Origin of the sequence: Streptomyces sp. NPDC087440 (assembly GCF_044744005.1) — a bacterium.
GTDB lineage: Bacteria > Actinomycetota > Actinomycetes > Streptomycetales > Streptomycetaceae > Streptomyces.
The window spans coordinates 1-16,877 of sequence record NZ_JBIUXN010000028.1; the positions used below are offsets into that span (position 1 = coordinate 1).

At 70.3% G+C, this 16,877-nt stretch carries 18 protein-coding genes and 1 pseudogene; 4 read left to right on the forward strand and 15 right to left on the reverse strand.

The window, feature by feature from the left end:
• Positions 1 to 97: 97 nt before the first annotated feature.
• The 4 genes and pseudogenes from ACIO3O_RS37495 to ACIO3O_RS37510 all read right to left on the reverse strand — a co-directional run.
• Positions 98 to 241: pseudogene (locus ACIO3O_RS37495) on the reverse strand (AAA family ATPase); the annotation flags it as partial.
• Positions 238 to 597 (reverse strand): hypothetical protein, encoded by a 360-nt coding sequence (locus ACIO3O_RS37500; protein WP_401753733.1) that lies wholly within the window; start codon positions 595 to 597, stop codon positions 238 to 240. The pseudogene ACIO3O_RS37495 and the gene ACIO3O_RS37500, both read right to left, overlap by 4 nt.
• Positions 594 to 1,310: a hypothetical protein gene (locus ACIO3O_RS37505; RefSeq protein WP_401753734.1), complete on the reverse strand. Its 717-nt coding sequence runs from the start codon at positions 1,308 to 1,310 to the stop codon at positions 594 to 596. The genes ACIO3O_RS37500 and ACIO3O_RS37505 overlap by 4 nt, the downstream gene beginning before the upstream one ends.
• An 84-nt stretch (positions 1,311 to 1,394) precedes the next feature.
• Positions 1,395 to 1,910 carry an RRQRL motif-containing zinc-binding protein gene (locus tag ACIO3O_RS37510; RefSeq protein WP_401753736.1) on the reverse strand — a complete coding sequence of 172 codons (516 nt, stop codon included), beginning with the start codon at positions 1,908 to 1,910 and terminating at the stop codon, positions 1,395 to 1,397.
• A gap of 49 nt (positions 1,911 to 1,959) precedes the next feature.
• On the opposite strand from ACIO3O_RS37510, the gene ACIO3O_RS37515 reads away from it, so the two are divergent.
• Both ACIO3O_RS37515 and ACIO3O_RS37520 read left to right on the forward strand, forming a co-directional pair.
• Positions 1,960 to 2,376, forward strand: coding sequence for a hypothetical protein (locus ACIO3O_RS37515; protein WP_401753738.1), 417 nt, complete (start codon positions 1,960 to 1,962; stop codon positions 2,374 to 2,376).
• Between the two features lie 164 nt (positions 2,377 to 2,540).
• The gene (locus ACIO3O_RS37520) at positions 2,541 to 4,043 is read left to right on the forward strand and encodes a hypothetical protein (protein WP_401753740.1); all 1,503 of its coding nucleotides are present in this window, start codon (positions 2,541 to 2,543) and stop codon (positions 4,041 to 4,043) included.
• 49 nt (positions 4,044 to 4,092) lie between these two features.
• Here the strand turns inward: ACIO3O_RS37520 and ACIO3O_RS37525 are convergent, their stop codons facing one another.
• Complete coding sequence (locus ACIO3O_RS37525) at positions 4,093 to 5,376, reverse strand: PIN domain-containing protein (protein WP_401753742.1); 1,284 nt, start codon at positions 5,374 to 5,376, stop codon at positions 4,093 to 4,095.
• 231 nt (positions 5,377 to 5,607) lie between these two features.
• Here ACIO3O_RS37525 and ACIO3O_RS37530 point away from each other — a divergent pair, with 231 nt between their 5' ends.
• Both ACIO3O_RS37530 and ACIO3O_RS37535 read left to right on the forward strand, forming a co-directional pair.
• Complete coding sequence (locus ACIO3O_RS37530) at positions 5,608 to 5,787, forward strand: hypothetical protein (RefSeq protein ID WP_401753744.1); 180 nt, start codon at positions 5,608 to 5,610, stop codon at positions 5,785 to 5,787.
• Positions 5,788 to 6,125: 338 nt separating this feature from the next.
• Positions 6,126 to 6,341, forward strand: a complete 216-nt coding sequence (locus ACIO3O_RS37535; RefSeq protein ID WP_401753746.1) for a DUF1360 domain-containing protein — start codon at positions 6,126 to 6,128, stop codon at positions 6,339 to 6,341.
• Positions 6,342 to 6,659: 318 nt separating this feature from the next.
• Here the strand turns inward: ACIO3O_RS37535 and ACIO3O_RS37540 are convergent, their stop codons facing one another.
• From ACIO3O_RS37540 to ACIO3O_RS37585, 10 genes are all read right to left on the reverse strand, one after another.
• A complete protein-coding gene (locus ACIO3O_RS37540; protein ID WP_401753748.1) occupies positions 6,660 to 6,983 on the reverse strand; it encodes a hypothetical protein in 324 nt (107 codons plus the stop codon).
• Positions 6,984 to 7,296: 313 nt separating this feature from the next.
• Positions 7,297 to 7,422, reverse strand: coding sequence for a hypothetical protein (locus ACIO3O_RS37545; protein ID WP_401753750.1), 126 nt, complete (start codon positions 7,420 to 7,422; stop codon positions 7,297 to 7,299).
• 204 nt (positions 7,423 to 7,626) lie between these two features.
• Positions 7,627 to 8,160, reverse strand: a complete 534-nt coding sequence (locus ACIO3O_RS37550; protein ID WP_401753752.1) for a hypothetical protein — start codon at positions 8,158 to 8,160, stop codon at positions 7,627 to 7,629.
• A 68-nt stretch (positions 8,161 to 8,228) separates the two neighbouring features.
• Positions 8,229 to 8,417 (reverse strand): hypothetical protein, encoded by a 189-nt coding sequence (locus tag ACIO3O_RS37555; protein ID WP_401753754.1) that lies wholly within the window; start codon positions 8,415 to 8,417, stop codon positions 8,229 to 8,231.
• A gap of 76 nt (positions 8,418 to 8,493) precedes the next feature.
• Positions 8,494 to 10,614 carry a chromosome segregation protein ParM gene (locus ACIO3O_RS37560; protein ID WP_401753756.1) on the reverse strand — a complete coding sequence of 707 codons (2,121 nt, stop codon included), beginning with the start codon at positions 10,612 to 10,614 and terminating at the stop codon, positions 8,494 to 8,496.
• Between the two features lie 81 nt (positions 10,615 to 10,695).
• A complete protein-coding gene (locus ACIO3O_RS37565; RefSeq protein WP_401753758.1) occupies positions 10,696 to 11,112 on the reverse strand; it encodes a conjugal transfer protein TraB in 417 nt (138 codons plus the stop codon).
• A 20-nt stretch (positions 11,113 to 11,132) separates the two neighbouring features.
• Positions 11,133 to 13,643, reverse strand: a complete 2,511-nt coding sequence (locus tag ACIO3O_RS37570) for an ATP/GTP-binding protein (RefSeq protein WP_401753760.1) — start codon at positions 13,641 to 13,643, stop codon at positions 11,133 to 11,135.
• 152 nt (positions 13,644 to 13,795) lie between these two features.
• Complete coding sequence (locus ACIO3O_RS37575) at positions 13,796 to 14,032, reverse strand: hypothetical protein (RefSeq protein ID WP_401753762.1); 237 nt, start codon at positions 14,030 to 14,032, stop codon at positions 13,796 to 13,798.
• Positions 14,029 to 14,526: a hypothetical protein gene (locus ACIO3O_RS37580; RefSeq protein WP_401753764.1), complete on the reverse strand. Its 498-nt coding sequence runs from the start codon at positions 14,524 to 14,526 to the stop codon at positions 14,029 to 14,031. Before ACIO3O_RS37580 ends, ACIO3O_RS37575 begins: the two co-directional genes overlap by 4 nt.
• A 122-nt stretch (positions 14,527 to 14,648) precedes the next feature.
• On the reverse strand, positions 14,649 to 16,862 hold the full coding sequence (locus ACIO3O_RS37585) for a hypothetical protein (protein WP_401753765.1): 2,214 nt from the start codon (positions 16,860 to 16,862) through the stop codon (positions 14,649 to 14,651).
• Between the last annotated feature and the right edge of the window lie 15 nt (positions 16,863 to 16,877).

A 16,877-nucleotide genomic window follows, 5' to 3' on the forward strand; every position in this document is an offset into this window, starting at 1 on the left:
GTCCCTGGTCCGTCCGACCGAAGAGACACGCTCTAGTTGGTGGATCAGGTCAGAGAGAGCAGTTCGCGCTCAACACGCTCTACTTGACAGAGAAGTAGTCGCTGACGGCGCCGCGCAGAGCATCGAGCGAGAGGACCTGCGAGGCCGGCCAGGTGCGGGCCAGCGTGGACTTGCCCGCACCGGAAGCACCGATCAGCACGATCAGCCCGTTCTCGGGCAACTCCGAAGACAGCGAGGTCATGTGGGATCTCCTTGCGGGTGAAGGGAGCGGGCAGCCCAGGTCAGGCGCTGCCCGGCGTTGTCGGTGAGCAGGGCGGCGGCCTCGTGCAGGGGGCAGGAGGCATCGCCGTCGCGGTCGGGCTCGATCTGCTCCGCCCTGCGTGCGGCGGCGGCGACCATCCGCGCGAGCGCGGGGAAGAGGCCGTCGGGGCCGCCGGGGGAGTCGGTGTCCTCCTGGAGCTCGCGCAGGATCGCCGCGAGCTCCACCGGGGAGATGCCGTCGGCGCTCAGGTCGTCCTCGATCTGCTGGACGGCGAGCGCGGCGATCCCCACGGAGGCGCGCACGCGGCCCAGACGGGTGCGGGGGCCGCCGGTCACCGCGTGGCGGCCGCGATGGTGGCGACCAGGTCCTCGTCCCGGGGGTCAGCCGGTGTGCGGTCGCTGCTGTCGGTGAGCGCGGCGGCCGGGAGTCCGGCGGCGCGGGCGGCGAGCTGGTGACGGATCTCCTCCACGTACGTGACCGGCACCGGCTCCTCGCCATCCCCGGTCAGCAGGACGTACTCGCTGTTCCGGCCGAACCTGCCCTGCACGGCGCGGTAGACCAGCCAGACACCGGGAGCGAGGAAGAAGGACGCGGTGCCGTCCTCGTACCCCCGCCACCGGTCCTCGTTGCGCAGGAAACCCTCGCTGCGGTCCAGGTTCCACGCGTCGGCCGCGGCCCGGACGGCGGCGTCCGTCCCCGTGGCGGCGGCGACCTGCGCCACTGCTCCGGCCAGGGTGTCCGGCACCGGCACCCGCACCGGCATCCCGGGACGCCGGTCGGTCGCCGGGCGGGCCGTGCGGTGCGCCTTGGCCACGCGGCGGCGCATCGGGGTCAGGAACACGTCGGCCAGCGAGTTGACAGCAACGGGGGCCACGACCGCGACGCCGCCGGCCAGGGCCAGGCGCCCGTCGACCGGCCAGGCGGCGGGCGTATGGGTGTAGGCCGCCCAGGCACCGGCGGCGCCGCCGATCACGGCGGTGACGGTGTCCAGGCCCTCGGTCACGGCGCCAGCCACGTCCAGGGCGACGAGGTGAAGGGTTCGCTGCATGGTGGGGTGCTCCTTCGTTTGTGGAGGTTGAGGCAGGTGGAAGTGGCAGCGGGGCCCGGCCTCGTTGACCGGGCCCCGCCGGTGTCACCGGGGCGGCTGGGCTTGTCGCCTGCGGCCGACCCGGGAATCAGGGGGTGTTACACGGCCAGCCGGTGTCCCGGGGTGGCCGCAGGAGTGACGTAGGTGTCGGAGCTGGGCTCGTAGCCCCCGGGCACAGGGGTCGCAGCTGCCCTGGGTGCGCAGGGGGAGGCAGAACCAGTACCTGCGCTTGCTTTGGGGGCAGGTGGATCGTGCGGCCATGGCCCGGTCCAGTGCCCATTCCTGCGCGAGCGACGGGATCCGCTTGGGCTTTGCCAGGTCGACGCGGAGCAGGAAGCCGCGGGTGGGGTGGCGGCAGGACCACTGCGGGCGGTTAGCACACACCCTGCAGCACAGAACCGCGACGGGTGTCTGCCCTCCAGGGCGCAGCTCCCGTTCCCGCAGCTGGCGGCGGGTAGCGAGTCCTTCGGGGCAGTCGGCGCGGTCATACTCCACCAGCGTGGTGGTGTCGCGCGGCACCCGGACGACAGTTTTGCGGCGGCGTTTCCTCGTACCGGGCATCACCACTCAAACCTGAACACAATCCCTCCGGCGAGACGAGGAGAAACCCATGGGCGCCTCCCCCCGACAGCGGCTGTCCGCAGTGGAGCGACGCATCCAGGCCCTCCAGATGCACCTGGCCGGGGTCGACCTCCGGACGGTCGCGAAACAGATCGGGTACGCCGACGCCTCCGCCACGAAGAAGGCCATCGACCGCGCGATCGCCGACAGCATCGCCCGCGGCGAAGAGGACATCGACGACATCCGCAGCCGGGAGGTCGTGCGGTACGACCGGCTCCAGGCCGCCCACTGGGGCAAAGCCATCAAGGGCGACCCGAAGGCCTCCGAGGTCGTGCTGAAGTGCATGGCCGGCAGGGAGCGACTTCAGGGCCTCGCGGCCCCGAAGCGGCTCAACATCGAGGCGCAGCAGCTCGGCGACGACATCCTCGCCCTGCTCGGTGACGACGAGCAAGGAGCAGCGCCGTGACCGGCGCGCGCTCCGGTAGCTGAGGGAGAGGCGGCGAGGTGCAGACCGCGGAGGAGATCGAGCGCCAGTTACTCGCGCTCGTACGGGCTGGCGACGTCGCCACGCTCCGCGCCGTGCGCGACCGGCTGGCGGCGAGGCACAGCCATGCGGCCACGTAGAAGGCCGTGCGCTACATGTACGACCCGGTCGGCTGGGGGCGCGACGTCATCGACTGGAGGGGAGACGAGGGCCTCGCGGTCTACCAGGACGACGTCCTCGACCTCCTGCCGAAGAAGCGTTGCGTCGCCGTGCGCGGCCCCCATGGTCTCGGTAAGACCGGCATGGCCGCGATCGCTGTCCTCTGGTTCGCGACGACCCGGGACGCTGCCGGCATCGACTGGAAGGTCCTGACGACCGCCTCCGCCTGGCGGTACCTCTCCCTGTACCTCTTCCCGCAGATCCACAAGTGGGCCCGGCGCATCAAGTGGGACGTCCTCGGCCGCTCACCCTTCTCGGAGAACAGCGAGCTCCTCGTCCACAACATCAAGCTCCGGTACGGCGCCGCGTCCGCAGTCGCCTCAACGAAGCCGGAGCTTATCGAGGGCGCCCACGCCGACAGCCTGCTGTACCTGATCGACGAGGCGAAGGTCGTCCCCGCCGGCACCTGGGACGCCATCGAAGGCGCCTTCTCCGGCGGACAGACCTCCGGACCACCCGAAGCGTTCGCCCTCGCCATCTCGACGCCTGGGTCCCCGTCAGGGCGCTTCTACGACATCCACAGCAGGAAGCCCGGGTTCGAGGACTGGTTCGTACGACACGTCACCCTCGCCGAGGTCGTCGCCGCGGGCCGGATCTCCCCGGACTGGGCGGAGCAGTGTGCCCGGCAGTGGGGCCGCGACTCCGCCATGTACACGAACCGCTTCCTCGGCGAGTTCCACGCCTCCGACGAGGACAGCGTCATCCCGCTCTCCTGGGTCGAGGCCGCCGTCGAGCGCTGGCACGCCCGGACCGACGCGGGCAGGCCGGCACTCGATGGCCGCCTCGTGGTCGGCGTCGACGTCGCCCGCGCCGGAGGAGACAGCACCGTCCTCGCCCACCGAACCGGCTTCACCTTCACGGAACTTGAGACCCACGACCGCGAAGACACCATGCAGACGACCGCCCGCGTACAGGCCGCGATCGAGCACGTCCCCGGCCTGGTGCCGGTCGTCGACTCCATGGGCGTCGGCGGCGGCGTCGTCGACCGCCTCCGCGAAGTCGGCGCCCCCGTGCTCGCGTACACCGGAGCGGCCAAGACCAAGATGCGGACCCGCGACGGCGAGTGGGGTTTCAACAACACCCGCTCCGCCGCCTACTGGCGAACCCGGGAACTCCTCGACCCCGCGTTCAACCCGACGCTCAGGCTCCCGCCGGACGACCTGCTGCTCGCCTACCTCACCGCGCCCACCTGGAGCGTGACGACCGGTGTACCGCCGAAGATCCAGATCGAACCCAAGGAGGACCTCGTACGCAGGCTCGGCCGCTCCCCGGACCGGGGCGACGCCGTCGTGATGGGCCTGTACGCCGAGCTGCTCGCCTCCTCGACGGTCCTCAGCCCGGTGAAGGCTGGGGTGGGTAGCCCGGCCGCAGCGGCCCGCTACGGACGTGCCATCGGTGGCGGGAAGGGTGTGTCACGGCACAGCCGGTGAAACGCCTGATGGGCCACTGACCGAGGTAGAGGTGTCGGCCGTAACAGCCTCAAACGTCGTCGTCGGCGCTGGATTCGTTGCCCTGGAGAGCGTGGTGAGGTGACTCGCGGTACCTATACTCCACCGCCGGACTGCGTCGGGTCGGCGAACCCCACTGCTGCAACTCCGCCAGTTTTCTTTGCACGGCTCCGGGAGGGGAGTCCCGGAGCAGGGACCACATGACTTCGACCCAGGTGGGTTTGCGGCCCTCCTCCTGTTCAAGAAGCGAGAGGAGACGATCCGTATACGCCGCGTCCTCCTTCATTTGGAGGCCGTCGATACTGCTGGCATTCTCCGCTGGCTGGAATCCGGAGGAACTGAGGATACGGAATACGTGATCGTCTCCGGATTGGGCAGGGGCCAGGATTCGGGCCTCCCAGATGCTTGCACCCGCCTCAATACCAGAAGCGGTGAAAGCCATACCCACGAACTGCCAACGAGCAGTGGCCACATACCAGCTCTGCGCACCGAGGCGGTATCCCACGACATCACGCACATCGACCAGGCGCACATGGGCATCGTCGAAGAACACGCGCCACGCTTCGACGGCACCGCTTCGGGTCATAACCCAGGAGGGACGGGTGTAGTCAGATGGCTCCTTGGCCCACCGGGTGCGGGCAATGTCGGTGATGTAGCCGGTCTGCTTTTCCAGCAGGCCGTGGATATCCGCCTCCTGTACCTGAATGTGGGGGGCGACTGTCTCCAGTACCTCGCCAAGGTTGGTCAAGTGGATGAAGCGTTCACCGAGACCTGCGACGTCCGCGTCCATCGGAGGCGGGTAGTTGGCGTCCCCTTTGGTGAAGTCCTTGTGATTGTTGCTGACGAAGTACACGGTCTCATCGGGGTGCTCTCGGGCGTACTCGATAGCCGTGAGCCAGATCGTGACGTCCCGGGCGCCCACCTTCACCTGCTTACCCCCGGCGCTCTTTGTGCCAGCAGGGGGCAGGATGTTGGCCTCGCGGAACATGCCCTCACTGAGGGCGTTGCGGCTCGGGGGCAGCACCTCCAAGATGCCGGCGAACTTCCTGCGCCACTTCTCGCGCATGCCCTCCGGGTCCGGCGGGTCGAGACGCGGCTCGCTCCGGTGACTCGCCCTCTGGAGCTTGTGCAGGGCGCTCGCTGCGGCCTTGTGCGCGTCGAGGTACTCCAAGGCCTTCTGCGCGGCACGCTCTTCAACAGCTGTTTCCGGCGCGGCGACGCGATCCGTCCCTGTCGCCACGATCGCTCGGAGGACTTCCACGTCACTGCCGTCGAAGTCCAGTCCCCACAGGATGTTCGTATCCAGAATGATCATGTCAGTGCTTTCGGCAGACGACCTGTCCAGCAACGAGTAGCACCTGAACTCCGCTAGCCGCACCCGAGTTGGCGGATCTCCCCGCACCTCACGAAGCCCGACCGCGATCGGCTGCTGCATCACGTGTCACACCCGTCACGAATTGATGCGTTAGCTGACTCTGCCGTTCCGGGCGGAGGCAGGTAAGAGACCCGGCTCCGTCCGGGGCGACAAGACGAAGGAGCAGTCCAGATGACGAGCAAGCACCGGTACGAGCAGCCGATCCCGGGGGAGTGCTACGAGGAGTGCCTGGAGGCACAGCCCGCAGGACCGAACGGCGAGCCGCGCTGTATCTGTGAACGGATCAACGAATTCAACGAGTTCTACGAGGCAGAGCCTGACGACATGGCCGCCCTGGAGTCCCGCGGCTGACCGGGGCTTCGTATGGGCAGGCCCCCCCCGGGGTCGGGGGCGAGCGCCCCCCCGGGGGGCCTGCGGGGGTCCGGCCGCACTCCGGACCCGAGAGGTGCCGGCAGCGGCAGGGCGTACAGCCCTTCGCCGTCCGGGCGCTGCGTCGGCACCGCTGCCGGCATCCCTGCGGCGAGGAGGGTACACGGCCGCACGACCTTCGGATTGATCGAAATTACCCAGGGCGACCCAACGCCCTTGATCTAAATGCGGCTTCCAGCCTTGGCATCCACGGCGTGATCTCTCGGCGTTGCCCTATAGTGCTCCGCCCATCACCGTGAAGATCGTCGCAAGGGGCGGACATGATCACAGCCTGGGAGCTCGTCCTTCTGGCCTTCGCCGGGTACCGAGGAACACAGCTCGCCGTCCACGACACCATCCTCGACCCGCTCCGCGACCGCATCCACGCGTGGCACGAGAAGCGGCCCGAAGCCCCCGTACGCAACGCCGTCGTCTCCCTCATCGCCTGCGTCTACTGCATGGGCTGGTGGATCAGCGGCGCCGTCCTCGCCGCGTAACTGCTTGCCGCCGGTCAGTTCGCCGGCACGCCCCTCGTCGTCCACGGCCTTGAGTGGCTGTCGGTCGCCGGGGCCGCCGTGCTCATCAACCGCGTGGACGACACGCTCGGACGCCTCACATGACCCGCCGAGAGCTCGTCGCCGCGGCGTCGAGGTTCACCTCCAGCAGACTCCGCATCAAGGCCATCGACCAGTCCTGGCAGGTAGGCGCCTGGGGCTTCTACAAGACCGTCCCCGAAGTCCGGTTCGCCGCACAGTGGACCTCCAACGCCATGTCCGGCGCCCTCCTGTACGCCGGGTACCGCAACGACGACGGCATCATCGAGCGCGCCCCCGAAGGGACACCGGGCATCGGAGATCGTCGCCCGGGTCGCAGGCGGCCCCGACGGACAGGCGCAGCTCCTCGGCAACTTCGGCGCCCACCTCGTTGTCGCGGGCGAGGGCTGGATCATCGTCCGCCCCCGCGTCGGCAGCAACAACGAGGCACTCGGCGAGGACTGGCGCGTCCTGTCCGTCCGCGAGATCCAGCAGCAGAGCGGCAAGCTCGTCGCGCAGATCGACGGCCTCCCCGTCGAAATCCCCGGCGACACGGTCGACCCCGACCCCTCCGCGCCGATCGCCATCCGGGTCTGGGAGGAGCACCCGGAGATCCAGCAGGAGGCCGACAGCCCAGTCCGCTCCAGCCTCGACCTCCTGGAGGAGCTCCAGCTCCTCAACGCCGCCGTGAAGGCCGTCACACGCTCACGGCTCACCGGCCACGGGATCCCAGGTACCGGGAAGGCGGCGGGGCGGTACGGGGTAGCGGGGGACGGGTCGGGCGGGGCGGGGGCGTCCGATTCTGCGGCGGGGCCGGGGCACGAGCACGGGCGGGTCCTCCTGCGGAATGCGTGGTGCCCGCCGCCCCGGGACGGGGCGGCGGGCACGAGCGGGTGGGGAAGGCGCGGCGGGGGTCGGTTCAGCAGCCGCCGTCACGCTGGGCTGCTGCGGCGATCGCCTCGGCCTGTTTGCGCGTCTCCTCCGCCAACCGCTCTGCGTTCTCCTGGAGTTGCTTCATGACCTCTTCGGGGGTCTGCTCGGGCATCACAGGTTCCTTCGTGTCGGGGGTGTAGGCCGGTCGGCCTGTCCGGCCCTCGCCCGGCCCCGCGGCTGCTGCGGGGAGGGGCGAGGGCCAGGCGGAGCGGCCGGATCAGTGCTGGCGGTAGTGATCGTTGCCGGGGTGTCGTCGTCGGGCGTGGACGCGGGGTGGGGAGGTGGATCTCGGGCCGGATCTCATGTGGGGCAGGAGTCAGAGGAGGCGGGCGTCGGCGAGGGCGGCTGCCTGGTCGAGCGTGCGCAGCGGGATGTGGCCGGTGGTGAAGCCGTCGTTGAAGGACGGCACGGAGTCGATGTCGCCGTCGAACTGGCGGTGGATCGCGTCCATCAGGACCTCCAAGCCGCTTGATGCGAGGCTCTGGTCGCCGCGGGATTCGTGGTGGATCGCTCCGTACAGGCAGCGGGCCCCGTCGGCGTCGACCTGGGTGCCGGTGCACCAGCCGTCGGCGAGCAGCCGGTGGTGCGCGCGCTGCAGGAGCGCTGCTACGGGTGTCGCGTACGGGGTGGGGGGTTTCAGGGTTGGGGTGAGCGGGAGGGTGACGACGTCGGCCAGGTCGACTGGCACGGTGTCGATGTGCGCGGTGTTGACCTCGTAGGCGACGGCGGCCTCCTCCAGGCGGACGGTCATCGCCGCGTCCGTGGCGGCCATGCGGGCCTCCCACGACAGTCCGGCGGGCGGCGTGCCTGTGCGGGCGGGTAGGGGCGGGGCGTGGGTGGGGTGGGACATGGAGGCTCCTCGGAAGGCGTCGAAGGTGCAGGGGGCGGCGGTCCGACGACGCCGGCGGCCGGGCGGGGTCAGAAGCTGGAGATCCAGCCGGTGATGCCGCTGATCGCGCCGGTGATGTAGGGCCCGGCACTGGAGGAGGCGACGAAGAAGCCGAAGGCGGCGCAGGCCAGGGCGTGCCAGAGGCGTACGGATTCGCCCCGGATGAGGACGATCACGACGATCGTGAGCAGGAGGACGATGGAGATCGATACGGCCACGGTGTGTCCTTGTCAGGTGGGCGCAGGGCCCGGCCAGGGGTGCGGCCGGGCCCTGCGGGGGTGTGCGGGGGCGGGGTCAGAACCTGGAGAGGTTCTTGATGGCTTCCAGCGCCTGGCGGGGTGAGGTGACCGCGTCGCGGCGCGTGGCGGACTTCGCTGGGCGGCGGGGCGTGCCGCCGCTCGGCTTGTCCTTCCCGTCCCAGGCGTCGTCCTCGTCCTCGTCGTCGGGTTCGGGGCCGAATTCGCCGGGCCGGGGCGGCTCGGTCCAGTCGAACCACAACTCCCGTGCTTCGAGTTCGCGGATCTCGTAGTCGGTGAGGGAGGCGATCATGTCGGGGAAGTAGCTGTCGAGGCCGGCCTTGAAGTCCATGAACAGCGTGCGCAGGACCTCGGGGTGCTTGGCTTCGACGATCCACCCGGCGCCGCCGGTGTTGGAGTCGGTGGGCGGCTCGGGCTGACCGGCCATCACCCGCTCGATCCGGCCCGCCTCGGCAGGGGAGAAGGAGCGGGGGAGCGGATCGGGGGTGTTCTCGGAGGAAATACCGAGGGCCTTGAACATGTCAGCGACCTTCTTTGGCGCGACCTTCAGGACGACCGGGATGCAGTTCTCGCGCAGGTTCTCGCACAACAGCTGGGTGAAGCCGTCCTGCACGTAGATGGACTGGCCGGCCACCTTGAGGCCGATGGCGTACTTGCGGCCCTTGACCGACACCTTCTCGGCCAGGTCCATGATCTCTCCGCCGTAGTCGCCGTGGCGGGCGGCGGAGAGGAACTCGTCCAGGTAGGCGGACAGCATCCGGTAGGGGCAGCCCGCCAGCTTGGGGTCCCAGTCGTAGACCCGGCCGTCGTCCCACACCATGACGCCGCGGATCTCCATCAGCGCGTCCAGGGTGCGCAGCAGCCGGATCATGTAGAGCGCGCCGACGCCGTAGCGGTCGGTGTACTCACCGAGCTTGGCGGCCTTCTCGTCCGGTGCTTCGGCCGCCAGCCACACGACCGCGCCGAACAGGGCGTCGGCGGCGACGTGCAGCCCCATCAGCTGGGTTTTTCCGCCGCCGGACGGGGCGACGAACAGGCCGTGAGCCGCACCCCGGTCGGTGTAGACGCGGTTGCGGGCGGGCTGGCCGTTGCCGAGGTAACCGGTCACCCACCGGCCGTCCTTGTCCGGCGTCAGCAGCTCGCGGGTGGCGGGGAAGACCTGCGCCAGCGGCGAGCTGTCCCACAGGGAGACCAGGATCTGGTTGCCGTCGACGGTGACGAACAGCCGCCCTTCGTCGTACTTGGTCTTGAGCACGGTGGCCAGCGTGTCCTGGTTGAGGCGTGGCTCGCCCAGTTCGTCGGGGACCTGGGCGATGTAGTGGGTGACCTTGCGGTCGTGGTCGCGGACTTTTTTGATGAACTGTGAGCCGGGCACCGGCCCGCGGTCGCCGCCGATCCGGTCGGCCCACCACTCGTGGGTGGTGGGGGCCTTGCGGCGGCGTTCGTTCGCATCGGGGGTGACGTGGACTTCCTTCCACCCGGGGCCACCTTCGCGCCCGTACTGCCGGGGTACGTTCTCGATCCGGACGTCGGTGGTCTCGACACCGAACGCGGCGGCGACAACTTCCTCGGTGAGGCTGGAGATCGGCCGTCCGGCCTCGGAGGCGCGCAGCAGCAGCGACAGGTCGTTGGGCAGGCCCGCGTGCGGAGTGGCCGTCACCACGATGGTGCGGCCGGGCAGACCGCGGGCCTCCCACAGCCAGCGGACCTGGCGGGTGAAGTTGTCGGCGCCGTCGTCCGGCTGCGCAGGCGACGGCTCGGGGGCTTCCTGCAGCTGCGGCGTGCGGGCCGGGGTGGCCAGCGCCGGGCGGTGGCGGCGGCGGGCGTGCCGGGAGAAGGGCATCACCACCAGCCCGGCCGCCGCCCAGCCGGCGGCGAGGAGGCCGTCCAGGCACCACGGCCCCCAGCCGATCGTGTGCCGGGCGGCGATGTCGATCGCGGCGGCGGCCACGAGCGGCGACCAGCGCAGGATTTTGCGTCCCGCACCGGACTCGTTGCTCTTGGCGGCCAGGACCCAGCCGCCGACACCGGCAGCCCCGGCCAGCTGCACGACCGTGTTGACGGGGCTGTCGGCGAACAGGTTCGGGGCCGCGGCGAGGATCGGGGCACTCAGGGTGTAGAAGGTGCGCTCCAGAGCGACGCTGCGCGGCACGGACACCGGGGGTTCTCCTTCGGATGCGCTGATGGGCGGCCCGCCGCTGGTGGCGGGCCGCCCATCAGGGATGTGGGGCGGGGCGGTTCAGCGGGCGAAGAAGCCCGGCTTGGGGGTGCGCTCCCTTCTGCCGGAACGGATGTGGTCCAGGCCCTCGTACAGCCGCGCGTGGGTGCGCCGCGTGTCGTGGGCCTGGCCGGAGACCTCCTGGGCCGTCTCGTGCAGCTTCCTCACCTCGATGGCGGCGCCGCCCAGGGCAACGGACACCTGGTTGGTCATCTCCACGAACGTGCCGTCCAGTCCGGCGTTGGCGATGTCGACGGCCAGGCCCTCGGAGCGCCGGGCGTTGGTCTCCATGTCGCGCTGCAGCGTCTGGAGTTCGTTGCTGGCCCGGTCCATGGCGTGACCGAGTGCCTTGAGTTTCTGCTGGACAGCCTTGTAGCGGTTGTCGCCGTCCGTCCGGGCGGCAGCACCCCCGCCGGTGGCGGGTACGAGGTCGCTCATCGTCAAACCTTTCCTTCTGGCTAGTCGTGGTGGGCGGCGGAGGAGGCGTTGGCCAGCCCGGCGTCGTCCATGGCCTGGATGTCCTGGCCGTAGACGCGGCCGACGGCCGTGGCGGCGAGCCGGGCGGCCTCCGAGGCGATGTCGCACTGGGTGGCGCACCGTTCGGCCACCTGCTTCATGCGGTCCGCGGCGTCCGCCAGGTCGGTGATCTTGTTGACGACCGCGGTGGCGATGTTGTGGTCGCCGACCAGGTCGGTGGCCATGTCGCGCAGGGCGTCGGCGACCTTGCCGAGCGCCTGAGCGAGTTCCTGGGCGCGGTCTTTGTCGAGGTCGGCGGCGATCGCGATGTTCGTGATCTCCGTCAGGTACTCGCCGAAGGTGATGTCGGTGCGGTGCTTGGCCGCCATCCGGGCCTGGCCCGAGGGCCTGTTGACCTCCGATGCCACGGGGTCCTCCTGTACGGGGGGTCGGGTGGTGCCGGGACGCTGGGTGTGCGGTTCCGGGGCCCGGGGCAGTGCGGGCGGCGGCACGATCTCCGCGTCCACGTACTCCTCCCGGGCCGGGCCGGGGTCTGGCTGCGGCTCGGAGGGGCGGTCCGCACGGTCCATCCGGAAGCCGAAATCGGCGGCCGGGCGCGGGCCGGACCGCGGCTCCGACGCCGTGGCGTTCTTCCGGGCCTGTTTGCACGGCTTGCAGCGGCATTGCGCCGCGTGCCCCTGCCGCTCGCGCTGTTCTCGCTTGCGCTGGTCCTGCCGCGTGTAGTAGTCCCGGGCATAGCGCTTGTCCTCCTCCTTTTCCTTCCTGCGCCGCTCCGCCTCCTCGCGCTGGGCCTCCTCGCGCCGTTTCCGCCAGCCCCGGAGCCCGTACGGGTCATCGCCCTCCGGCTCTTCCGGCTCCGGATCCGGCTCTTCTGGGTCAGGGGTTGCCGCTTCTTCCTTGGAGTCCTTGGGATCCGTGGAGGCGTCTCCTGAGGCGGGGCTGGGATCGTCCGCCTTCGCCTCGCCGGGGGCGTCGCCGTCGGCCGGCTTCTTCCCTGAAGCGGCATCTGCGGTCTTGGGAACATCTCCAGCGGTGGGATCGGTCCTCGTGCCGTTCTTCGTGGCGGATCCGTCGGAGGGCTTCGCGCGGCTCTTCTTCCCGTCGTCCGCCTCCTTGGTCGCAGAGTCGTCCTTCGGGCTGTCGGAGGGCTTCTCCGGGGCGTCCTTGGTCATCTTCTTCGTCGTGGCCTCGGCGTCCTTGTCGCCGGTGGCGTCCTTGGTGTCCTTGGTGTCACCGGCGTCGTCCTTGGCCTTGTCGTCCTTCGCGGCCTTGTCCTGCGCTGCCGCGCGGCGCTTGTCCCAGCGGCGCTGCGCCTCCTCCCCGATGGCCGCACCCAGGGTGGTGCGGTCGTCGGCGGCCTTGGCCGCCTCCCGCTTCGCCCGTCCTGCGGCCTTCCGCCCGGCTTTCACCTTGCGGCGTTCCTCGCGCGCCGCCTGGACGGCGGCGCGGTCCTGGTCGCGGTCCTTGCTGCGGTCGGCGAGGCTGGCGGCCTGGTCGGCGCTGCGCCGCTGGTGGCGTGCCGCCTGGCGGGCGGCGGCGCGCTCCTGGCGGCCGCGGGCCCGCTCGGCCCGGGGACTGACCGGCGGCGAGTCCTTCGCCTTGCCGCTGTCGCCCTTCGAGCCGCCCTTGCCGGTCCCGGTGCTGCCCGAGCCGTTCTTGCCGCCGGAGCCGCCCGAACTGCCCTTACCCGTACCGGACTTGCCCGCCCCGGAGCCTCCAGAGCCGTTCTGGCGGCCTTTCGGGACGCCGGACGACTGATTGCCCTTCGAAGTGCCCTTGCCGCCGCCAGTGGAGCGGCCAGCACCTTTCCCGGTGCTCCTGGGGGAGTTGCCGCCCCCGGAACCGCGCCCGAACCCGCCGGAGCCGTTCGTGCCCGAACCCCGCCCGCCACCGCGGCCAGAGGCGCCGGGACTGCCCCCGCCGCCGGCCTTCGAGCGGCCGCCCTTGTCGGCACCCAGGCCGGAACCCGAGGAGCGCACTGCATCCGCCTTGCCGCGCGCCGCCGCCCTGTCGGCTTTCGCTTTCATCTGCGCGGCGTGGAACTTCGCGTTCTGTTCCATCAGCGCGGTTTCCTGAGCGGTGCGGGCCTCCAGAAGCGCGGCCTTGCGCGCTATTTCCGCCTCACGGAACGGCGCTTCACTGGCATGCCGGTCCCGCGCCACGTCCAAACGGAGTTCCAGCCAGTCACCGAGGCGATCGGCGAGAGAACGAGGCTGCTCGTATTCACCTTCCTCGTATTCCTCATCGTCTACTTCGGGGGCGTCAGGCATTCTCGTTTCCCGCAATGCGATTTCCGGGGAAATGGGGCCGCGAATCGACGCGATTCCCCTTGTCGCCCCTTCCTGGAAGTCCGGAGGGGCACCGCTGTCCGCACTATTGCCGGACGGTTCGGAATAAAAGAGATCCCCGCCGTCGGGGGCATCCGGTATTCCGCCGGAATCGCCGCCCCGAGCGGGCAGGCTGATCACGTTGTTGTCGGTGTCGTCGGACACGCAACCCCTCCTCCTGGGCTTGACAGTCGGCATCGGCCTCGCGTACACGCGCGCACGCCACGCGCGGCACGCGTCACGCGCGGCACGCGTTGGGATCACCGAAGGGCCGCCCCGGAGAATCGGGAGCGGCCCCTCCTACGGGGCGCGGGAAGCTAGCCGACGTGGCGGCTGTAGACGTTGTGCAGGGCGCGCGCGGCCTCACGGATGAACTCCGTGTCCCCGTCGCGGAAGGCCTGGGTCCCTCGGATATTCACAATCCGGAGCCAGGCGTAGAAGGTGCCGAGATCGTTGCCGTGCTGCGCAATCAGATCCTGTTTGATTTTGCGCTCGTGTTCGGCACGGTTCATTTTCTTCCGCTCGGCTTTCGTGAGCGGGCGACCTGCACTCACGCCGACTCCCTGCGGTTCAGGTCGTAAATCGACGTGGGACCACCATAGTCATGATTCGGGGGCTGCACACCCTGCTGGCCCGGGTTTCCCGGGGCGGCCTGGAGCGGCGGGTTGTTCTTGCGCGCTTTGAGCTGCGTCTTTTCCTTTCGGTTTTTCTTTACCTCCTGCACCTTTTCGTCGTGGGCGTGGCGCTTATGGGCACTCTTTTCCAGCCCGGAACTCATGCTCCTGAGGTTATTCAGAACGTTGTTCAGGGACTTTTCCACCGGGAAGGAGCGCAGGAAAGCCTGGCCCCACTTATCGCCCTCCACACGGGTCGTGCGGCAGTGCAGACGGGTCTCGCGCTGGAGGATCTCCAGCTTGGCCTGCATGTCCAGCAAGACCCGGTTGAAGTCCGCGAGGTAGTGCGCGTAGGCGGCGGGGTTCTGCGCGATCTCGCGCAACGCCGCATGCGGATCATCAAAGAAGGGCTGGCCGCTGTTTTCGGTGCTCACGGGGTCCTCCGTGGGGGTCGGATCTGCTGTACTGGGCGGGCTGTGGACTGCTTCCGGCAGTCGCAGCGAGGGCCAGCCCGCTTCCTTCGGGCTGGCCCTCACTGGTGTGTGCCGGACTCGGATCACGTCAGGTGCTTGTCCGCGTCCTCGGGACGCAGCAGACCGGCCTTGGAGAGCAGGCGCACCGCACGGACGCTGTTGACGCTGAGGTCGGTACGGACCCGGTACAGGGTCACGAACCCGTCCTCACCGCGGGGGAGATCCCGGACGAGCGGCAGAAGCTCCTCATCCGTCCGTACCGGTGTGCCGGGACGCTCCGCACCCGCCGTACCGGTGGTTCCGGTTGCAGGAGGAGACGCGATGTCCGTACCTGTACGGGCCCCCGGAACGCCCTCGCCGCCGGGCTGTGTACGGACGTTGACCGCCTTGGTACGTCCCTGGGCGGCCGCGCTGGCCGTACCGGTACGCCCGACAGCCGCCGCACCTGGACACGCCGCCCCCTCGGAAGGGGTGTGTACGCCGCCTGTACGGTCGCTGTACGCCCTGGTCACCGCCCCTTCGCTCCTGCCGTCGTGCGGCGGGTGCATGGCGGGGCGTACAGGGTCCGTACTGTCCCCTCCGGTGCCCGTGGCCCCCGACCGGACCGTGTGGGGCCCGGCGTACAGGTCGTGGTTCACGGCCTCTGTACGGGGGGAGGACGCGGCGTCCGTTCCGTCGGCACGCCGGTGCGTTCCTGTACGGCCGGGCATTCCGCTTCCGCTGTCCGTACCGGTACGGACGCCCGCAGCGGTCTTGCTGCCGTGTCCGTCCGTACTGTCGTCGTGCATGAGCGTGTGGACACGCCAGATGACGGCCACGAAGATCAGCACGACGAACGTCGTCAGCTGCCACGGTGCCGACTGGCCGTCCTGGACGAGATGGGCCTGCTCGGACAGGTGGTAGGTCACGTTCGCCGACGCCATCAGCAGCAGCGCGTACGGGATGTCCTTCTTGGCCCGGAACGCGGTGACGCAGTAGACGTCGATGGAGACCGGCAGCAGCGGGGCGACGTAACTGTTGATGCCGACCATGCGGGCCAGCTCGTACTCGCCGGAGGCGGCGAGCCCGACGCCAGCGGCGAGCGCGATCCACGGCGCCGTCTTCCACGCCTTGCGGCTGATGTTCTGCTGCCAGCCGTTCCAGCGCGAGGCGGACTTCTTCGCCTCGCGGGCCTCATCGAGCAGCCGGCGGGCACGGGCCTCATCGGCCGTCGCCCGCTCGGTGACGGCTTTCGCCTTGCGCTCCGCCTCCGTGGTGATGCGGCTCGCTTCCTTCCGCGCGGCCTCGCGCAGCTGCACCGCGACGGTCTTGGCCTCCTCCCGCAGCCGCTCGCGCTGCTTCTCGCACGCCTCCTTCAGACCGGCGAGTTCCTTGTCGAGGCCGGCCCGCTTGGCGGCGGCCGCCCGGTCGAAGTCCTCGCCCAGCTGGCGCAGTTCCTCCCGCAGCCTGGCGCGGGCACTCTCCGCCTCACGGTGCACGGTGGCGACCGCCTGGTCGGCCTCGCGACGCCGCTCATCGGCGGCCCTGACCGCGTCCGCGTACAGCGCCTCCGCCTCCGCCCGGCGGCCGTCGTACTGCTCGGCCGCCGTCGTCGCGAGCTGAGCGAACCGCTCGCGGGCCTTCTCGACCTCGCGCTGCGCCACGGCCACCAGGTCGTCGGCCTGCTCCTGGGCGCGGGCGAGGATCTGTCCAGCCTCGGTGCGGCGCTGGTCGACCAGGACGTTGATCTCGGTAAGGTCGGCCTCCGCCAGGCGACGCAGCCCGGCAACGGCCGTGGCCGTCGCCGCGCGGTCGGTGGCGGCCAGTTCGGTGAGGTCGGTGACCTGCGCGCGGGCCTCGCTCACCAGGTTGGCGGCACGCTCGCGGGCCTGGGCCAGGAGCCGGTCGGCCTCGCCGCGTGCCGCTGCCAGGTCGGCCTGGACGGCCTCGCGCTGGGCTGTGGCCTCCTGGTCGGCGTCGGCGGTGATGCCCGCGGCGCGGGTCTGCGCCGCCGCCATCAGCACGGTGACCTGCTCGTGCGTGTCGGCGACGGTGCGCTCGGCCGCACTCTCGGCTTCCGCCTGGAGGACGGCGGCCTGCTCGCGCGCGGTGTCGATGACGTCGGCGGCCCGGTCCCGGGCGTCCGCGACACGGGCCGGTGCCTCGAAGTCAGCAACCTCCGTCTCCGGCTCCGTGGTCCCCGTCAGGGCCGCAGGAGCGTCGGGGGTGGGGGAAGCGGATGCCTGCGGAACCGGGCGGGGTGCCGTGGGCTTCTTGCGGGCGGTGGGCCTCTTGTTGCGGGTGCGTGTGGCGGCCACGCCGCCTCCTTCCAG

Bases quoted from the DNA above. Each gene is read 5' to 3' on its own strand.
- ACIO3O_RS37505 (WP_401753734.1), bottom strand. From the start codon at position 1,310: ATGCAGCGAACCCTTCACCTCGTCGCCCTGGACGTGGCTGGCGCCGTG.
- ACIO3O_RS37510 (WP_401753736.1), bottom strand. From the start codon at position 1,910: ATGCCCGGTACGAGGAAACGCCGCCGCAAAACTGTCGTCCGGGTGCCG.
- ACIO3O_RS37515 (WP_401753738.1), top strand. From the start codon at position 1,960: ATGGGCGCCTCCCCCCGACAGCGGCTGTCCGCAGTGGAGCGACGCATC.
- ACIO3O_RS37525 (WP_401753742.1), bottom strand. From the start codon at position 5,376: ATGATCATTCTGGATACGAACATCCTGTGGGGACTGGACTTCGACGGC.
- ACIO3O_RS37530 (WP_401753744.1), top strand. From the start codon at position 5,608: ATGACGAGCAAGCACCGGTACGAGCAGCCGATCCCGGGGGAGTGCTAC.
- ACIO3O_RS37535 (WP_401753746.1), top strand. From the start codon at position 6,126: ATGATCACAGCCTGGGAGCTCGTCCTTCTGGCCTTCGCCGGGTACCGA.
- ACIO3O_RS37545 (WP_401753750.1), bottom strand. From the start codon at position 7,422: ATGCCCGAGCAGACCCCCGAAGAGGTCATGAAGCAACTCCAGGAGAAC.
- ACIO3O_RS37550 (WP_401753752.1), bottom strand. From the start codon at position 8,160: ATGTCCCACCCCACCCACGCCCCGCCCCTACCCGCCCGCACAGGCACG.
- ACIO3O_RS37565 (WP_401753758.1), bottom strand. From the start codon at position 11,112: ATGAGCGACCTCGTACCCGCCACCGGCGGGGGTGCTGCCGCCCGGACG.